At 69.7% G+C, this 17,836-nt stretch carries 16 protein-coding genes and 2 pseudogenes; 10 read left to right on the top strand and 8 right to left on the bottom strand.

The genetic code is table 11. The features are described 5' to 3' along the window. Together BCY76_RS15420 and BCY76_RS15425 are read left to right on the top strand one after the other, a co-directional pair. The coding region (locus BCY76_RS15420) for a 3-oxoacyl-ACP reductase (RefSeq protein ID WP_139827840.1) at positions 1–715 on the top strand (715 nt) is incomplete at its 5' end. 2 nt (positions 716–717) lie between these two features. After that, positions 718–2,073, top strand: coding sequence for an LLM class flavin-dependent oxidoreductase (locus BCY76_RS15425; protein ID WP_070158824.1), 1,356 nt, complete (start codon positions 718–720; stop codon positions 2,071–2,073). Here the strand turns inward: BCY76_RS15425 and BCY76_RS15430 are convergent. After that, positions 2,054–3,007, bottom strand: a complete 954-nt coding sequence (locus tag BCY76_RS15430; protein ID WP_070158827.1) for an aminotransferase class IV — start codon at positions 3,005–3,007, stop codon at positions 2,054–2,056. The two genes, BCY76_RS15425 and BCY76_RS15430, sit on opposite strands and share 20 nt — an antisense overlap. Positions 3,008–3,121: 114 nt before the next feature. Between BCY76_RS15430 and cls the strand changes: the two genes are divergently transcribed. Together cls and BCY76_RS15440 are read left to right on the top strand one after the other, a co-directional pair. Further along, positions 3,122–4,615 carry a cardiolipin synthase gene (cls, locus tag BCY76_RS15435; protein WP_070158823.1) on the top strand — a complete coding sequence of 498 codons (1,494 nt, stop codon included), beginning with the start codon at positions 3,122–3,124 and terminating at the stop codon, positions 4,613–4,615. Positions 4,616–4,747: 132 nt separating this feature from the next. Beyond that, the gene (locus tag BCY76_RS15440) at positions 4,748–5,593 is read left to right on the top strand and encodes a hypothetical protein (protein WP_070158822.1); all 846 of its coding nucleotides are present in this window, start codon (positions 4,748–4,750) and stop codon (positions 5,591–5,593) included. Positions 5,594–5,693: 100 nt separating this feature from the next. On the opposite strand, the gene BCY76_RS15445 is transcribed toward BCY76_RS15440, so the two are convergent. The 3 genes and pseudogenes from BCY76_RS15445 to BCY76_RS15460 form a co-directional block, all read right to left on the bottom strand. Continuing rightward, positions 5,694–6,350, bottom strand: coding sequence for a chorismate-binding protein (locus BCY76_RS15445; RefSeq protein WP_170922726.1), 657 nt, complete (start codon positions 6,348–6,350; stop codon positions 5,694–5,696). A 91-nt stretch (positions 6,351–6,441) separates the two neighbouring features. After that, positions 6,442–7,305: pseudogene (locus tag BCY76_RS20840) on the bottom strand (hypothetical protein); the annotation flags it as partial. A gap of 9 nt (positions 7,306–7,314) precedes the next feature. Next, a complete protein-coding gene (locus BCY76_RS15460; protein ID WP_070158600.1) occupies positions 7,315–7,560 on the bottom strand; it encodes a hypothetical protein in 246 nt (81 codons plus the stop codon). A 38-nt stretch (positions 7,561–7,598) separates the two neighbouring features. On the opposite strand from BCY76_RS15460, the gene BCY76_RS15465 reads away from it, so the two are divergent. Together BCY76_RS15465 and BCY76_RS15470 are read left to right on the top strand one after the other, a co-directional pair. After that, positions 7,599–8,489: a TetR/AcrR family transcriptional regulator gene (locus BCY76_RS15465; protein ID WP_170922727.1), complete on the top strand. Its 891-nt coding sequence runs from the start codon at positions 7,599–7,601 to the stop codon at positions 8,487–8,489. Further along, on the top strand, positions 8,396–11,020 hold the full coding sequence (locus tag BCY76_RS15470; RefSeq protein ID WP_070158602.1) for an MMPL family transporter: 2,625 nt from the start codon (positions 8,396–8,398) through the stop codon (positions 11,018–11,020). Before BCY76_RS15465 ends, BCY76_RS15470 begins: the two co-directional genes overlap by 94 nt. A 116-nt stretch (positions 11,021–11,136) precedes the next feature. Here BCY76_RS15470 and BCY76_RS15475 read toward each other — a convergent pair whose 3' ends face one another. Next, positions 11,137–11,967, bottom strand: coding sequence for an HAD-IIA family hydrolase (locus BCY76_RS15475; protein ID WP_070158603.1), 831 nt, complete (start codon positions 11,965–11,967; stop codon positions 11,137–11,139). Positions 11,968–12,241: 274 nt separating this feature from the next. Between BCY76_RS15475 and BCY76_RS15480 the strand changes: the two are divergent. From BCY76_RS15480 to BCY76_RS15490, 3 genes and pseudogenes are all read left to right on the top strand, one after another. Next, positions 12,242–12,630, top strand: a pseudogene (locus BCY76_RS15480) (GntR family transcriptional regulator). Positions 12,631–12,657: 27 nt separating this feature from the next. Beyond that, positions 12,658–13,545 carry an ATP-binding cassette domain-containing protein gene (locus BCY76_RS15485; RefSeq protein WP_070158604.1) on the top strand — a complete coding sequence of 296 codons (888 nt, stop codon included), beginning with the start codon at positions 12,658–12,660 and terminating at the stop codon, positions 13,543–13,545. Next, positions 13,542–14,396 carry a hypothetical protein gene (locus tag BCY76_RS15490; protein ID WP_070158605.1) on the top strand — a complete coding sequence of 285 codons (855 nt, stop codon included), beginning with the start codon at positions 13,542–13,544 and terminating at the stop codon, positions 14,394–14,396. Before BCY76_RS15485 ends, BCY76_RS15490 begins: the two co-directional genes overlap by 4 nt. Before the next feature lie 328 nt (positions 14,397–14,724). Here the strand turns inward: BCY76_RS15490 and BCY76_RS15495 are convergent, their stop codons facing one another. From BCY76_RS15495 to BCY76_RS20105, 3 genes are all read right to left on the bottom strand, one after another. After that, entirely contained in the window at positions 14,725–15,105 is a 381-nt protein-coding gene (locus tag BCY76_RS15495) for a bifunctional 3-phenylpropionate/cinnamic acid dioxygenase ferredoxin subunit (RefSeq protein ID WP_083277238.1), read from the bottom strand. 163 nt (positions 15,106–15,268) lie between these two features. After that, positions 15,269–15,646, bottom strand: coding sequence for an RNA-binding S4 domain-containing protein (locus tag BCY76_RS15500; protein ID WP_070158606.1), 378 nt, complete (start codon positions 15,644–15,646; stop codon positions 15,269–15,271). Between the two features lie 356 nt (positions 15,647–16,002). Beyond that, positions 16,003–16,125: a hypothetical protein gene (locus BCY76_RS20105; protein ID WP_272896867.1), complete on the bottom strand. Its 123-nt coding sequence runs from the start codon at positions 16,123–16,125 to the stop codon at positions 16,003–16,005. A gap of 481 nt (positions 16,126–16,606) precedes the next feature. Here BCY76_RS20105 and BCY76_RS15505 point away from each other — a divergent pair. Continuing rightward, positions 16,607–17,836, top strand: a 1,230-nt coding sequence (locus BCY76_RS15505; protein ID WP_170922728.1) for an SH3 domain-containing protein, incomplete at its 3' end; no start/stop codon positions are given.

Consider the following 17,836-nt stretch of genomic DNA (forward strand, 5'->3'; position numbering starts at 1 on the left):
GCCTGGGCGCGGCCCTGACCGCCGCGTTCCTGCGCGAAGCGCCCGCGTGGTGGTCAACTACCACTCCTCGCAGTCCGCCGCCGACGAGATCGCCGCCGCCCACCCCGAGCAGGCGCTCGCGGTGCAGGCCGACGTCCGCGACGCGGAGCAGGTCCGCAGCCTGATCAGCACCGCGCGCGAGCACTTCGGACGACCGGTGACCACGGTGGTGAACAACGCCCTGGTGGACTTCGCCTTCACCGGCGATGCCCGCTCCAAGGCCCACGAGATCACCGCCGAGGAGTTCGAGGCGCAGTTCGCCGGTTCGGTGACCGGCCCGCTGAACCTCATCCAGGCGGCCCTCGCCGGGATGCGCGAGGTCGGCCAGGGCAGGGTCATCACCATCGGCACCAACCTCTTCCAGCACCCGGTGGTGCCGTACCACGACTACACCGCGGCCAAGGCTGCGCTGCTCTCGCTGACCCGCACCTTCGCCGACGACCTCGGCCCGGACGGCATCACCGTCAACATGGTCTCCGGTGGGCTGCTGCGCACCACCGACGCCTCCGCCGCCACTCCGGAGGAGGTCTTCGACGCCATCGCCGCGGGCACCCCGCTGCGCAAGGTCACCATCCCGGAGCAGCTGGCTGACGCCGCCCTGTTCTTCGCCTCCCCGTGGTCGCGCGGGGTGACGGGGCAGAATCTGATCGTCGACGGCGGGCTGGTGAAGGGCTGAGCATGGGAGCGGTCGCACCGGAGGTCAAGCTGAACCTGTTCCTCTTCGGCGTCGGGCACCACAAGGCCGCCTGGCGCGCACCGGACTCTGCGGTGGAGCGGCTCGGCGACGTCGAGCACTACATCGAGCTGGCACGCCTCGCCGAGCGCGGAAAGCTGGACGCCGTGTTCTTCGCCGACGGCCACTCGCTGGGCATCGGCGCCGTCGAGGACGGGCCCACGTGGTTCCTGGAGCCGCTGACGCTGCTGTCGGCGATGAGTCAGCACACCGAGCGGATCGGGCTGGTCAGCACCGTGTCTTCGACCTTCTGGACCCCGTTCCACGCCGCCCGGCTGCTGGCCAGCCTGGACCACATCAGCGGCGGGCGCATCGGCTGGAACGTGGTGACCTCCATGTTCGACGCCGAGGCGCAGAACCACTCCTATCCGTCCATGCCCGCTCATGCCGAACGCTACGGACGGGCTGAGGAGTTCATCGACGCCGTCACTCGGCTCTGGGACTCCTGGCCGCAGGAGTCCCTGCTCCACGATCGAGACGGGCGATACGCCGACGGCGGCCTCATCACGCCCATCGATCATCAGGGTGAGCACTTTCAGGTGGCCGGCCCGCTGAACGTGCCTCGCCCGCCGCAGGGTCGGCCGGTGCTCTTCCAGGCTGGGGCTTCGGACCAGGGCCGAGACCTGGCCTCCCGCCATGCGGAGGCGATCTACGCGGTCGCCTATGACGCCGAGGCCGCGCGTGAGTACAGCACTGACATCCGACGCCGGCTCGCCGCCGCAGGCCGCGACCCCCAGGGCACGGCGATCATGCCCGGACTGGTCACCTATGTGGGCTCCACCATGGCGGAGGCCCGCGCCCAGCAGGCCGCATTGGATGCGCTGCTGCCCACCGAGGCCTCGCTGCGCCAGCTCAGCGTGTTCGTCGGCCAGGACACCTCGGACTGGGAGCTCGACGCGCCCGTGCCGGAGCTGCCCCCGTTGGAGGAGTTCACCGGGCCGCAGGGTCGCTACGCGACGATCCTGCGGATCATCGCCACCGAGCGGCCCACTGTCCGGCAGCTGCTGGGCCGGCTGGCCGCCGGGGGAGGGCACTGCACCATGGTGGGCACGCCGGAGTCGATCGCCGATGAGATCGAACACTGGGTGGACTCGGGCGCCGCCGACGGCTTCAACCTCATGCCGCCGGCCCTGCCGGGGAGCCTCGAGGACTTCGTGGACCATGTGGTCCCGGAGCTTCAGCGTCGCGGACGGTTCCGCACCGACTACATCGGCACTACGCTGCGAGACCACCTGGGGCTGGCCGTGCCCGAACGGAGCGCAGCCGTACCGGCTGCGGCGTTCAGTCCAGCGGGTGGCTGACCGGCAGGTCCTCGGCCAGCAGGTCGATCAGCTCCGCGGTCAGCTCGTCGTCGACGGCCAGCTCGGCGTCGTCGAGCCGGGCGATCGGCGAGACCAGCCGGACGGAGGAGGCCAGGAAGACGTGGTCGGCGTCGAGCAGGTCCTGCGGCGTCAGCGGCCCATAGCCGAGATCCCAACCGGCCTTCTCGGCGGCGGCGAAGATCGCGCCCTGGGTGGTGCCGGGGAGGATCCCGGTCTCCAGCACCGGGGTGATGAGGCGGCGGGCTCCGTCCGCGCCGCGGGTGACGATCAGCACCGTGGAGGTCGGGCCTTCCAGGACCTGGCCGTCGGAGGTGGTGTAGATGACGTCGTCGAAGCCGTGGTCCTTCGCCCAGCGCAGGGAGGCCATGTTCACCGCGTAGCTGAGGGACTTGGCTCCCAGCAGCAGCCAGGGTGCGCGCTCCGCCGCCGTCGAGTCGTAGCCGCGGTCCAGCAGCGTCACCGCCACCGGCTTCCCGCGGGTGGCGCGCATCGCGTCGGTCACCGGGGTCAGCAGCGCCCAGTAGGTGCCGGCGAAGGCGGGATCGTCAGAGGCGGGTTCGCCCTCCACGCCACGGGTGGCCACCAGCTTGATGGTCAGCTCCTCGGGCAGGGCGCCGCGGGTGCGGTACTCCTCGAGGCCCAGCTCGACGGCGGCCCGCCAGCTGGCCGCCGGCGGGATGCCGATGTCCAGGATGTCGGCCGACCGGCCCAGACGCTCCAGATGCGCCTCGAGCTTGCGGATCCGCCCGGCCTCCGCATACATGGTCTCGAAGACGCCGTCGCCGCGCACGGCGCCCAGGTCCGTGACCCGCAGCTGGGGCTGGTGCGGGTCGAAGACCAGACCTTCAGGGTGCTCGACGTCGATCCGCACGGCGACGGCGGCGACGGAGTCCTCGTGGAAGTGCTCAGCCATGCCCCTCAGCATAGGGGTCTGGCGGGTGGAGGAGAACATCTGACACCGTAGGATGGTGAGCTGGACGGCGCCTGATCAGGGCGGAGGGACGCAACAGACAGGGCGGGACGAGCGATGCTGTGGCCACTGAGCGGCCTGGGGATCGAGGGGCTGCCGCAATGGATCGTGCTCATCATCCTCATCTTCGAGGTCGGTGTGCGCCTGGCCGTGCTCGGCATCATCCCGGACAACAGGCGCCCCAACACCGCCATGGCGTGGCTGCTGGCGATCTTCTTCATCCCCGTCGTGGCCCTGCCCCTGTTCCTGATGATCGGCCGCAACAAGCTCTCGGCGCGCCGACAGGAGCGCCAGCGCAGCATCAACGCGGCCCTGCTGGAGGCCACCAGTCATATGGACCTCTCCGACCAGCTGCGGGACAAGGACGAGCAGCTCGGCGCCACGGCGGCCCTGAACAGGAAGCTCGGCGCCTTCCCGCTGCAGGAGGGCAACCGGATCGAGCTGATCTCGGACTACAAGGCCTCCTTCGACTGGATGGTCCAGGCCATCGACGAGGCCGAGGACTATGTGCACGTGCTGTTCTACATCGTCGGTGACGATCCCGAGTACGCCGGCCCCGTCCTGGACGCCCTCGAACGCGCCTCCGCCCGCGGCGTGCAGGTCCGCTTCCTCTATGACCATCTGGGCACCCTGCGGGTGAAGGGATATCGGCGGCTGAAGCGCCGACTGAAGCGGTCCAGCATCGAGTGGCACCGCGTGCTGCCCATCCGCCCGCTGCGCCGCCGGTTCTCCCGACTGGACCTGCGGAACCACCGCAAGATCGTCGTCGTCGACGGCAAGCACGCCCTCACCGGCTCCACCAACCTCATCGAGCCCCATTACCAGCGCCCGTCCGCGGCACGGATGGGTCGGGAGTGGGTGGAGCTCAACGCGGTGATGGCCGGCCCCGCCGTGACGGGTCTGGACATCGTCTTCGCCTCCGACTGGTATGCCGAGACCGGAGAGAACCTCGGTGAGCACCTGCTGGTGGACCCAGAGGCCGACGAGGCCGCCGTCGGGGGTTCTCTGGCCCAGGTGGTGCCCTCCGGCCCGGGGTTCCCCGACGAGAACAACCTGCGGCTGTTCAACGATCTCATCTACCAGGCCACCGAACGGCTGGTGATCTGCACCCCGTATCTGGTGCCGGACGACTCCCTGCTCTACGCGGTCACCAACGCCGCCCACCGCGACGTCGAGGTCATTCTGCTGGTCTCCAAGAGGGCCGACCAGTTCACCGTTCAGCACGCCCAGCAGTCCTACTATGAGGCGCTGCTCAACGCCGGGGTGCGGATCTTCCGCTACCCGGACCCGGATGTGCTGCACGCCAAGTTCATGATCATCGACGACGACGTGATGGTCATCGGCTCCTCCAACATGGACATGCGGTCCTTCTCGCTGAACCTGGAGGTGACCCTCATGGTGGTCGACGAGCAGAAGGTCCGTGAGGTGGAGGAGGTCTTCGCCTCCTACATGGCGATCTCCAGCGAGCTGCACCTCGAGGACTGGAGGCAGCGGCCCTGGCACGTGCGCTACTTGGACAATGTCTTCCGCCTCACCGCGGCCCTGCAGTGACGTGTCCTCACGGGCGCCTCGACACATGAGGTACCCTCAGAGGCTGTCCGTGCTCAGCTGAGCAGATGCTCTAAGCTGGAAGGCGCTCGCACACCAGACATTCATCCAGGTGAGGCCACCAATGGAGGGGCGATGATCCGAGATCGCACGCCACCGACGACGTCGGCGGCCGGTGCACGGCGCATCGCCATGCCCTCGGCTCTCCTGGCGGCCGTGCTCGGGCTCACCGGCTGCGGCTCGGACGGGGAGGGTTCCGAAGCACGGGACACCTATGCCGCCGTCTCCTCTGCCGAGGATGCCGAGCACGACGACGGTGAGGATACGGCCGAGGACGCCTCCGCGGGGATGAGCGAGAGCGACGTCGACGACGAGGCTGCGGCCCGGCTGGATGCCCTCAGCGAGGAAGAGTTCCGCGAGCTGCTGCTGGAGGAGGACGAGCTTCCCTTCGAGCCCGACACCTACGTGGAAGAGTCCGGGGCCGAGTACTTCCACCAGCACATCGGCGTCACCGGGGACACCTACGTCACCGGCTTCGGCGATGAGGAGTGCACCCGGCAGATGGACGGGATCAACGAGCGCCTGGTGGGGGAGGACCCCCAGGACGGACTGATCCGGCTGGCCTCCCGCGCGACGGAGACCGGGGAGGAGCGCCTCTACCTGTGGATGCTCAGCTACGCGGAGGCCGTGGACACCGAGCCCCTCTGGGGTGATGTGCTCGAGGCCTGCGAGGGCCGTCGTCTGGAGGATGGGGCCGACACCATCGACTTCTCCGCGTTCGCCGCTGCAGGATTCCGCGGGCTCACCATGGAGATGGGCGTGGAGAACGGCTCCGACGTCGTCGAGATGGAGGGGTACTCCGCCACGCGCGACATGGGCCGCAACCTGCTGATGGTCAGCGCGGTCAACGTGGACGCCGCCACCTTCGAGGACGTCCTGACGGCTCAGGCCGCCAAGATCGACGCCCGGCTCGGCCGCTGAGCCCGCCGCCGGTTGGGCTCGCCCCGTCCAGATTCCTGAGCCCCTGCCATCTTCACGGGGCGCAGGAATCTGCGGGGGGCGGGAGCGGCGCGCGTGCCCCTCACCGCGAGGGGAACTCGACTCCGAGGGCGCCCAGCACTCCGGCAGACTTCGTGACGACCTCGTCCCACTCGTCGGCCGGGTCGGAGTCCGCGACGATCGCGCCTCCCAGCCCCAGGTGCAGGAGCGCCTCATCCTCCTCCGGGCGCCCCGGGGCGATGACCAGCGTGCGGATCAGCACCGAGAGGTCCGCGGCCCCGGTGGTGCTGAAGTAGCCCGCTACACCGGAGTACGGGCCCCGCGGCCCGGTCTCCAGGCGCTGCAGGATGTCCATGGTGGAGATCTTCGGGGCGCCGGTCATGGACCCGGGTGGGAAGGCCGCGGCGACGACGTCGGCACGCGGCACCTCCGGGCTGATGCGCGCGCTGACGGTGGAGACCATCTGATGGACGGTCGGATAGGACTCCACGGCACAGAGGCGCTCCGTGCGCAGCGTCCCCGGCACCGCGTGGATGGAGAGATCGTTGCGCACCAGGTCGGTGATCATGACGTTCTCCGCCCGGTCCTTCGGATGCGCGGCCAGCTCCTGGCGCAGCCGCTCGTCGGCTTGGGGATCCGCGCTGCGGGCTCGGGTGCCCTTGATGGGCTCCGAGCGCACCGTGCCGGCGACGTCGATGCTCAGGTAGCGCTCCGGAGAGGTGGACAGGACATCCACCACCGCCCGCACCGCCCGCACCGCCCGCACCGCAGAGCCGCAGCAGCTGGGTGAACGGCGCCCGGTTGGCGGCCCGCAGCCGCCAGAACAGGGAGAGTGCGTCCAGCTGATCCGCAGGGGCACGTGCGGTCACCGCCGTGGTCAGACACACCTCGTAGGTGTTGCCCTCGTAGATCTCCCGCTGCGCCCGCGCGATCATCGCCAGGTAGTCCTCGCGGCCGTCCCGGACGCGCAGCTCCTGGATCTGTGGGGGCTCAGCCTCCGGCGCCGTCGGCTGCGATGCGGGGGAGTCGGGCCCGGCGGCCAACACCTCGTCCCAGGCCAGCGCCGCTTCGCGCAGCCAGGCCGGGTCCTCGCCCAGGGACTGCACCTCCACCTGGCCCGCGGCGTGATCCAGCACCACTGCATGCGTGGCGCGGAAGAGGTGGGCGTCGTCGGCGGCGGGCCGCGCCGCGCGGGGAGCCTGCTGCTGCAGGTCCGGGGAGCCGACCTCTCGGCGCAGTTCGTAGCCCAACCAGCCGACCCAGCCGAGCTGGAACGGCTCCGGGGGGTCGTCAGGGTGGTCCTCTGCGCGGTCCTCGGGGTGTGTCGCCGCGCCCGTGTGCGGCCAGGCCTGGCGCAGCCACCGGAAGAATCCGCCGTCGTGCCGTCGCCAGGGCGCCAGGGCGGAACCGGGCCGGTGCTCCACGGTGACGCCGTCGCGATGCCGCACCTCCAGGGCGTGCTCGCCGCAGGAGAACGCGAGGATGCTGCGTCGGCTGCGCGCCGGCGCGGCGGTGCGGGCGTGGTCGCTGGAGTCGAGCAGGGCCGCCGGCGCATCGGGCCGGGCGGCGGCGAGGAGGGCGAAGAGCAGGATCGCCGCATCCTCGGGCGGCTGCTGTCCGAGCGGAGGAGCGGGAAGCCGGTGCCGGTGCACCGCCGGCGGGACGACGACCTCGGCGGGGTGGGACTGGACCATGGGAGCGTGTCAGTCGTCCCTGCCGAGGAGCCGACGACGCCGCAGCAGGTGGTGGCCGCCGTCGTAGAGCATCCAGATGCCGACGGCGATCTGCACCACGGACAGCCACGTGGCGCTGTGTCCGATCCACAGGAAATAGGCGCCGGTGGCCGCGATGCAGAAGCCCGCGATCACGGTGAACCAGGACAGGCGGCTGGTCTGGACGGTCCGCTCGGGCGGCTGGCCGGAACGGCGGCGCGAGGGGTCGGCGGGCATGGTCACCAGTCTACTGGCCACCCGATACGATGACGGGCGTGACAGAGGACCCCGTTTCCGCCGAGACTCGCCGCGGCCGGCCCCGCAGCGCCGCGTCCCACCAGGCGGTGCTCACCGCCACGGCCCGGCTGCTGACCTGCGGGGAGTACGAATACGACGATGTCACCGTGGAGCGCATCGCCGCCGAGGCCGGCGTGGGCAAGCAGACCATCTATCGGTGGTGGACCAACAAAGCCGGCGTCGTGCTGGAAGCCGTGCTGACCGGGCACCTGCGTCTGGACTTCTCTCCGGTCCCCGAGACCGGAGATCTGCGCGCCGACCTGCTGGCCTGGGTGAGCGAGACCCTGGACGAGACCTTCACCGAGGGACACCGCTCGATGGCGCGCAGCCTCATCTCAGCCCTGGTCACCGGAGGGGCGGAGACGGACAGCCTCCTGGCCGCGTCGCAGATCTGGGAGGAGTCCCCGGTGGCGGACCGCCTGCGGGCCGAGCGCGACGCGGGGCGCTGCGGGCTGATCTGGAGCCAGTGCGGCAGCCGCGGCACTGGCGAGCCCGCTGGTGCTGCGCCTCATCACCAGCGGCCGCCCGCAGGACTCGTGGGCCCATTCGCTGGTCGACATCGTCCTCGACGGGGCTTGGGCCCACTGAGCCGCACCCCGGCGGATCGGCGGGAGCCGTCGTCTGCGCCCTCATGCTGTGATTCTCCTCACGGATGGCCTCTCTGTGCCCTCTGGGCATTTATGAGACGACTCGTTCCGTTTATTCTGGAGGTGCTGACGCGTGTCACCCACGTCGTCCCCTCCTGCCCACCCCTCCACGGAGACGGAACCCACCCATGGCAAGACTCCTCCACCGGCTCGGTCTCTTCGCCGCCCGACGCGCCAAGACGGTCATCGCCGCCTGGTTCGCGGTGCTGGCGATCGCCGTGACCTCCTTCCTGTCCTTCGGCGGCCAGCTGACCGACCAGATCACCCTCCCCGACCTCGAGACCACCAGGGTGGCCGACCGGCTCGCCGAGGAGATCCCCGACGTCGGCGGCGGCAGCGCGATCGCCGTGCTCCAGACCGAGGACGGCGCGCCGTTCACCGACGAGCAGATCGAGGAGGTCGCCGCACTCAGCGAGGAGCTCGAGGCGCTCGAGCCGGTGGACGGCGTCACCGATCCCTTCGTGGCCGCCGCTGAGCGCGCCGACGGTGAGGCGGAGCTCCGGGACGCCCGGGAGGAGCTCGACGCCGGTCGTGAGGAGCTCGACTCCGGCACGGAGGAGCTGGAGTCGGGAGAGGAGCAGCTCGACGCCGGTCAGGATCAGCTCGACGATGCCCAGGAGCAGCTGGACGCCGCCGTCGCCGAGGCCCAGGCCGGCGGCTACTACGAGGCCGCCCAGGAGGAGCTCGACGCCCAGCAGGCCCAGCTGGACGCCCAGCAGACCCAGCTCGACGACACCCGCGCCGAGCTGGACGACGCCCGCGAGGAGATCGCCTCCGGAGAGGCCGAGCTCGCCGACGGGGAGGCCGAGCTGGAGCGCGGCGAGCAGATGCTCGAGCTGACTGAGGCGGTGCAGACCGTCTCATCCGACGACGACGTCGCCATCCTGACCGTCACCTTCCCGGAGGAGCTGCAGGCCGTCGGCACCGACAGCCTCACCCTGGTCTCGGACACGCTCGCCGAAGCGCACATCGACGGTGTCGAGATCCTGCCCTCCAGCGAGCTGAACTTCGAGATGCCTCACCTGTTCAGCACCGCCGAGGCGATCGGACTGATGATCGCCGCCGCCGTGCTGCTGGTCATGCTCGGCACCCTCATCGGTGCCGGGCTGCCACTGCTCAACGCCCTGGTCGGGGTGGGGATCGGAGTGGCCGGAGCCATGTCCCTGTCCGGCTTCGTGGACATGATGAGCGTGACCCCCATCCTCGGGCTCATGCTCGGCCTCGCCGTCGGCATCGACTACGCCCTGTTCATCCTGCACCGTCACCGCACCCAGATGAAGGACGGCATGGAGCTGCGCGACTCCATCGCGCTGGCCAACGGCACTGCGGGCAACGCCGTCGTCTTCGCCGGGGCCACGGTGATCATCGCCCTGCTGGCGCTCAATGTCACCGGCATCGGATTCCTCGGGCTGATGGGCTCCATCGCCGCCGCCTGCGTGTTCATCGCCGTCCTGATGGCCGTGACCATGACCCCGGCGACCCTGTCGCTGGCCGGGCGCCGCATCCTCGCCCGCCGGGAACGCCGCTACATCGGCCTGCGGAAGGGCCGTCGCATCACCGAGCCGATGAAGACTCCGCGTGCCCTGGGGCTCGCCGCACTGGCGATCATCGGGCTCTGCGTGCTGGCCATCCCCACCTTCTCGCTGCGCCTGGGTCTGCCCGACGCCAGCTCGGACCCGGCGGACTCCACGTCATACCAGGCTTACCAGGCCACTGAGGAGGCCTTCGGCGCAGGGCAGAACGGACCGCTGCTGCTGGTGGCGGACCTCCCCGAGGGGCTCAGCGAATCGGAGGCCCAGGACCTGCAGGTCAGCGTCGCCCAGGAGCTCGACGCCCGTGACGACGTCGCCGCCGTGGTGCCCGCCGCGCTGAACGAGGACCACGACGTCGCCGTCCTCCAGCTCATCCCCGACGAGGGGCCGGCCTCCGAGTCCGTGGAGCAGCTGGTCCACGACCTGCGTGGCCCCGAAGCCCTGACCGGTGAGGCCGTCGACGGCGTCGAACTCTCCGTGGCCGGCATGACGGCGGCGAACATCGACATCTCCGAGGTCATCGCCGACGCCCTGCCCCTGTACCTGGTGGTCGTCGTCGGACTCTCCCTGCTGCTGATGATCATGGTCTTCCGGTCCATCCTGCTGCCGGTGGTGGCCACGCTGGGCTTCGTCGGGTCCTTCGCGGCCGGGCTGGGCGGCGTCGTCGCCGTCTTCCAATGGGGTTGGCTGGGGGACCTGTTCGGCATCACCGAGCCCGGGCCGATCCTGACCTTCCTGCCGATCATCATGGTCGGGATCCTGTTCGGGCTGGCCATGGACTATCAGCTGTTCACCGGCTCAGGGATGCGAGAGGCCTACGCCCACGGGGACTCCGCCCGGCTGGCGGTGCGCAAGGGGCTCCATGCCGGCCGCTCCGTGGTCACCGCCGCCGCGCTCATCATGGGCTCGGTGTTCGCCGGGTTCATCTTCACCGACGAGCCTATGGTCACCTCGATCGGCCTCGCCCTGGCGCTCGGTGTGCTGCTGGACGCCTTCGTGGTCCGGCTGGTGCTGGTGCCGGCCCTGCTGCACCTGGCCGGCCCCGCCGCCTGGTGGCTGCCGAGGTGGCTGGATCGGATCCTGCCCGATGTCGACGTCGAGGGCTCTGCGCTGGAGCGTCAGGTCCTGGAGGTGGACGAGTGGAGCGGCGCCGGCGGTTCCGCCGACGCTGCGGAGCAGGACTCCTCGCGGGTGCCGGAGACCGCCGACGCCGGGCGCTGACGTCCCGCCCCCACGCATCGAGTGGCCGAGAATCCCCTCATCTACCCGTTGACACGCCGTGTCGCGGGGTCAGATGCCGGGATTCTCGGCCACTCGATCTCGGGGGAGGGGGCGGCTCAGGCGGAGCCGCGGGGGTCGACGTCGTCGTCCCCGGTGAGCGGCTCCTCGAGCAGTTCGAACACGCCGTCGATGATCCGGTTCGGCCGGAAGGGGAAGTCGGCGATGTCGGCCCGGCTGGAGAGGCCGGAGAGCACCAGGATCGTGTGCATGCCGGCCTCCATGCCGGCGACGATGTCGGTGTCCATACGGTCACCGATCATGGCCGTCTGCATGGAGTGGGCGCCCAGGTGGTTCAGGGCGGAGCGGAACATCATCGGATTGGGCTTGCCCACCACATACGGATCGCGCCCGGTGGCCTTGGTGATCAGTGACGCGATCGCGCCCGTGGCCGGGAGCACCCCTTCGGAGCTGGGGCCGGTGGCGTCAGGGTTGGTGACGATGAACCGGGCGCCGTCGTTGATGAGTCGCACGGCCTTGGTGATCGCCTCGAAGCTGTAGTTGCGGGTCTCGCCGACGACCACATAGTCCGGGCTGGTCTCGGTCATGATGAAGCCGGCCTCGTGCAGGGCGGTGGTCAGTCCCGCCTCGCCGACCACGTAGCAGCTTCCTTGGGCGTTCGACTCCGGCGAGATCTGGTTGGCCAGGAACGTGGCCGTGGCCAGGGCGGAGGTCCAGATCCGGTCCTCCGGGACGACCAGTCCCGAATGCCGGAGCCGGGCGCTGAGGTCCCGGGCGGTGAAGATCGAGTTGTTGGTCAGCACCAGGTAGGGGAGGTCCTGGCGGCGCCACTGCTCCAGCAGCTCGGCCGCCCCCGGGAGGGCCTCGTGCTCACGGACGAGCACGCCGTCCATATCGGTCAGCCAGCATTCCACAGAGTCACCGTTCATGGCCTCATCCTATGCAGTCTCCCTGCCCCTGCCCAGGACGCAGGTCACGTACCCGCCCGCGAGCCCTCGCCCCTCTCCTCGTCCGGCCCCTGCCGCCCTGCCCCCGCCCGCGAGTTGGTCGGCAGTTGTCGATACTCGACTCGATCGACTCCAGTTGTGGGAACTTCCGACCAACTCGCCCGGGCGGGGTGCGGCGTCCTCGTGCCCTTGACGGCGCGCGAACCTCCATGGTTAATTAGTGGAGTAATGAACCACAGAGGTAGTGGACTCGATGATGCTGGGCGGGCTCCTGAAGGAAGGTGAGGCAGTGGAAGAAGGTCGCGCACTCTTCGTGCAGATCGCCGAGCAGATCGAGGCGTCTGTGCTGGACGGCACGCTCCTCGAAGGGGAGCGCGCGCCGTCGACCAATGAGCTCGCGACGTTCCACCGCATCAACCCCGCCACCGCCGCCAAGGGGATCAATCTCCTGGTGGACCGCGGGATCCTCGTCAAGCGACGGGGTCTGGGCATGTTCGTCGCCGAGGGGGCCCGCGAGGTCCTCCGGCTGAGCGCCGGCAGCAGTTTGCTGAGAACTACCTCGAACCCCTGCTCATCGAGGCCCGGGCGATCGGGCTGACCACCGAGACCGTCCTGGAGATGATCCGCAGCCGCGGATCTCGCTGACGGTCAGCACAGGAGAGGAGGCGCCCCATGGGCACCGCCATCGACGTCCGCGGAGTCACGCGGCGCTATCGGAGCACGACGGCACTGGATCAGGTGTCCGTCAGCTTCGAGAAGGACATGATCCACGGGCTGCTGGGCCGCAACGGGGCCGGCAAGACCTCGCTGATGTCCGTCATCACCGCGCAGGACTGGCCCAGCGAGGGCGAGATCCGCGTGCTCGGCCACCGGCCGCAGGAGAACGAGCAGGTGCTGCCGAACATCTGCTTCGTCCGGGAGGAGCAGCAGTACTTCGACGACGCCAAGGCCCACCACGCCTTCCGGGCGGCCGCGATGGCGTTCCCGAACTGGGACCAGGAGCTCTGCGACCGACTGGCCGAGGAATTTCGGGTGCCGGAGAAGACCCGGATCAAGAAGATGTCCCGCGGGCAGCGTTCCGCCGTGGGGGTCATCATCGGGATCGCCAGCAGGGCGGAGGTCACGTTCTTCGACGAGCCCTATATGGGGCTTGACGCCGTGGCGCGCCAGCTCTTCTATGACCGCCTGCTCGAGGACTACGCTCAGCATCCCCGCACGATCGTGCTGTCCTCGCATCTGATCGACGAGATCGCCCATCTCATCGAGAACGTGGTGCTCATCGACCGCGGCCGCATCATCCTCGACGAGCCCGTCGAGCAGCTTCGGGACCGGGCGGTGACGCTGGTGGGGCGCGCCGACGCCGTCGCGGAGATCGCCGCCGGACGAGAGGTCCTCCACGAGGAGACGATGGGCCGCATGACCCGGGCCACCGTCCTGGGAGCGCTCGATGACGGAGAACGTCGCCGGGTGGAGGAGCTGGACATCGACATCGTGCCGGTGTCCCTGCAGCAGCTGGTGGTCCGACTGACGGCCCGCGAGCAGAAGGAGGAGGCCCGATGAGGTCGACGATGCAGCAGACCACCGAACCAGAGACCATGGACGGAGCGAAGGAGCGCAGCATGGCCCCGACGACGACGACGGCGCAGCAGGCCGGTCGACGCGACGCTGACGCGCGCGAGCATCAGAAGTCCGGGCACTCCAGCTACGCCCGAATCCTCCCGGCCTTCCGGCTGCAGTTCGTGGTGCCGCAGCTGATCTGGGTGCCGGCCATCGTGCTGGCGGCCTCCTGGGGCCTGGCCGTGGGCATCGGACTGTGGATCTCCGCACTGGTGGACGACCGGGTGCCGGTCGAGGAGCCCATCTATACCGGCGCCGCGCAGGCCGTGCTGTGGTGCCTGGTGTTCATGGCGGCCTATTCGGGCACTCATACGTTCCCGTTCGCCCTGGCGCTGAGCTACAGCCGCCGCGTGTACCTGATCGGGGCGCTCCTGGCGTTCCTCGCCGTCTCCCTGGGCTATGGGGTCGCCGCAGCCGGCGGGGCCGCCCTGGAGGAGGCCACGGACGGGTTCGGCGCCCATGTCTACGTGTTCGCGCTGCCGTATCTGCTGACGGACGGGTTCATCGCCCTGGGGGCGATGGCGACCACGGCGAGCATGCTCGTGATGCTGGCCGGCTTCGGCGCGGCGATGCTCTATAAGCGGTTCTCCGTGACCGTGACATGGACGGTCATCATCGGTCTCGTGGCGGTGCTGGCCGTCGCGGCGATGCTGCTCTGGCAGGCCGACGCCTGGCCGACCGTGTGGCAGTGGATGACCGAGCAGACTCCCTGGCGCATCGCCGGATGGCTGGTGACGCCGGTGGTGGCGCTGGCCTTGGTGGACTATTGGCTGATCCGTCGCGCCACGCCCTGAGGTCGACGGCGGTGTGCCGTGTGGAGTGGGGCAGCGCGGCGATGCTGAAGCCCTGCGAGCAAGAGAGAACCCCGAGCTGACCAGCGTGAGGGGGGACGCATATGAGCGGTCAGCTCGGGGTTCTCGAATCACTCGCACCTTGATGAGGTGATTCCTACTCTAGGAAGCCACCTTGATGGTTCCCCCGATAATCCCTGGGAGTTTCCTGGGAGTAGGTGACCGGTGGGTGAACTTCGCTGGCACAGGCTGCGTCACAGTGCATCGCACCAGGTCAGGGGCGTGAAGCGGGGACGCTGTCGGGCGCGGTGATCTCCCGCACACCAGGGACTCAGCCCTCTGCGGCTTCCGGGCGAGGAGTGCCGGGGTGAAGCATGATGTGGCCGCCCTCGATGGTCACCAAGTGGGTCCGGACCGGGGTCATCGCCGGAGGGGTCTCGGGGGTACCGGTGCGCAGGCAGAATGCGGAGGCGTGCATGGGACACTCCAGCGTGCAGTCCTCCACGAATCCGTCGGAGAGTGATACCGACTCGTGGCTGCACTCGTCGTCCAGGGCATAGAAGCCTCCGTCCTCGGCGTGCACCACCGCGATGTCTGCCTCATATCCTGAATCTTCGGCGTCGACACGCATGACCTCGCCCTCCTCCAGGGAGTCCATAGGACCCAGGTCGAGAGGGGTGCGGACGACGTCGGCGTCGGGGGACTGGGGCATCAGGGGGCCTTTCCACGGGATCGGGGGCGCGGCGGGCAGCCGGCGGGCTGGGGTGTCGTGCGGGGATGTGTGAGGTGTTGTGCGGGGCCATTGTCTCAGGGTGGGGCATCGGTGATCGCCATGCGGGCCGGTGCGCAGCGAGCCGACGTAGGAGGAGGGGCCGTCAGTGGCCGCGCAGGCGCTCCAGCTGGCGGCGCTCACGTTTGGTGGGACGCCCGGTGCCCCGTTCGCGGACGGGCAGTCCGACGTCGCGGGGCCGGATCCGCTCCTCCGAGTGGTCTCGGTAGGCCTTCTGGGCCACGGGGGCACCCACGCGCTTGGCGGGGGTGTGCACGACCTCCAGGACCAGCTCGTGTCCGGGGCGGCGCACTCGCACCACCGTGCCGGGTGTGACCTTCACGGAGGCCTTCACCGGGTCGCCGTCGATCTTCACGTGTCCGGCGCGGCAGGCGGTGGTGGCCGCCGAGCGCGTCTTGAAGATCCGCACCGACCACAGCCAGGCGTCCACACGGACCGGTGCTGTCGGGGCATTGTCAGCCATAGGACCAGTCTACGGGGTGGCCCTGGGGTGCAGCTGGCCCTGCGGCAGGGCAGGTGGTGCGTGGCCTGGTGTGTTCGCCCGGGAGTAGACAGACGCAGACCCCGTGTCAGAAGCGCAGAGGGGGGACGCTGCTGCCTGACACGGGGTCTGCTGAATCACTCGCACCTTGAAGAGGTGCCTCCACACTAAGGAGCGACCTTGAAAGGTCAATGGACACTTCCTGGGAGTCTCCTGGGATTTTCTGTCCGGGGGCCTGTGCTGGGTGGGCGGGTGGGCTCAGGGGCGCCGTCGGGAACCTGCCGGCGGGGCGTGTCAGGGTCGTCCACGGTGTGTCACGTTCTGATTACGATGTCGCTTCAGTCCCCGGTCAGGCTCCCGTCGAGCAGGGCCGGAGTGGAATAGTAGGGAGCCGAGGGCAGTGCGGCGACTTCGACGATTGTCCTGCGGTAGTGGCATTCGACTCCCGCACTGCCCTCCATCCTCGCTCCCGGCGCATCCCTCCCGGTGCCGGGAACAGCGTCGAGCCGGATCGCGACTCCGCAGACCGGCCGCTCGGAACGGCGGCGTGCCTCACCGAGCTGACCTCGGAGGACTGCGGTTTCGGGGCCTCGCTCACCCCCGGAAGAAACCTCACAGGCGCGCCGCCAGGGTTGAACCTGAGGTCGAAGCTTGCACAAGAACTCCTTGCTCTCGCCTGTTCGGCTGAGGTTACAGTGGTGCCGACCTGGCGCAGGACCGGTCCCGGACGCTTCCCATCGTGAACGGACCGAACCCGCATTGACGGCCAGGTCGCCTGCCAGCCTGACGGACGACTGTGACCAGCATCCCCGCACGGCGCTGAGAGGCCCGCTCGGGTCCGGTGCTCCCATCACCGGACAAGACCCGAGATCGGCTGACCACGCTGTGTGCGCATCGTCTTGAGGGGACCGTTCCCTGTGAACGTCTAGTGAGGAATCCGCTGTGCCGAAGAAGATCTCGACGGCCGTCGCCGGCTCGCTCGCCGTCGGCCTGACCCTGCCGCTGCAGACAGGCGTCGCCCATGCCGCGACGTCGCCCGCCCCGCCGACCGTGCCGGGGGCCCCTGGTCATGGCTCGCTGGCCTCGACCATGAGCCTGGCCGAGCTGCTCGACGGTGTCGACGTCTCCGCCGACGCTGCGACCCCGGCCCCTGTGACGACGGCTGCCGTGCCGGCGTCGAACGCCCCGACAACCGGCGACGGCGAGGTCGCCTCGGCGCCAGAGCCGGGCCTCCACCAGCCGACGACCTTCCTCAACGCCCGCACGGGTCCCTCCATGGATGCCGAGGTGGCCTTCGTGCTCGAGCCCGATGAGCTCGTGCAGGTCACCGGCGAGGAGCAGGGCTGGGCCGCGATCGACCACGACGGTGAGACGCTCTACGTGGGGCCGAGGTACCTGAAGCCGGCCGCGGCCGAGGCCACGACTTGGCTGAACCTGCGTGGCGGGCCCGGCATGAGCCACGAGGTCCTCCGCGTGCTGGACCCCGGCTTCCCGATGCAGGTCCTCTCCGGACCCGAGGACGGCTGGTACGAGCTCACCGTGGCGGGCCAGACCGGCTGGGCCTACGGCGAGTACCTCTTCTTCGGGGCCGGCTCCGCCCAGAGCGTGGGTGGCGCCGACGCCGAGGCGCCTGCCGAGGCCCCCGCATCCGAGGAGGCGGCAGAGTCTGGTGGGGATGCCGAGACGTCCTCCCACAGCCTGGACGACTACCTGCCCGGGACCCGCGGGCTGGTGGAACAGCTGGCCGCCCAGGAAGGACTGAGCCCGGAGGCTCTCTTCCAGCAGCTCCTGGCCGACCCTGATGTCCTCGACGACGACGGCGTGCTGGACCACGCGGCGCTGCAGGCCCGTCTGCCCGAGGCCGAGCCGGCGGGCGAACCCGACCCTGGTCCGGCGGAGGAGCCCGCCCCGGAGCAGGCGAACGTCGCCGACAAGCCGGCAGAGAAGCCTGAAGCCGAGCCCGACTCCGAGCCGGCCGCCGACCCGGCCGCCGAGGATGAGGCTGAGGCCCCGGACGCTGAGGAGGAGGGCTCGCAGGGTTCCCTGGATGACTATCTTCCCGGCACGCGAGGCCTGGTGGAGCAGCTCGCACAGCTGGAGGAGACCGAGGCGCAGCGGCTCTTCGATGAGCTGATGGCTGATGATGCGTTCCTGGATGAGGATGGTCTGCTG

It is taken from the genome of Nesterenkonia sp. PF2B19, from assembly GCF_001758425.2.
Taxonomy (GTDB): domain Bacteria; phylum Actinomycetota; class Actinomycetes; order Actinomycetales; family Micrococcaceae; genus Nesterenkonia; species Nesterenkonia aethiopica.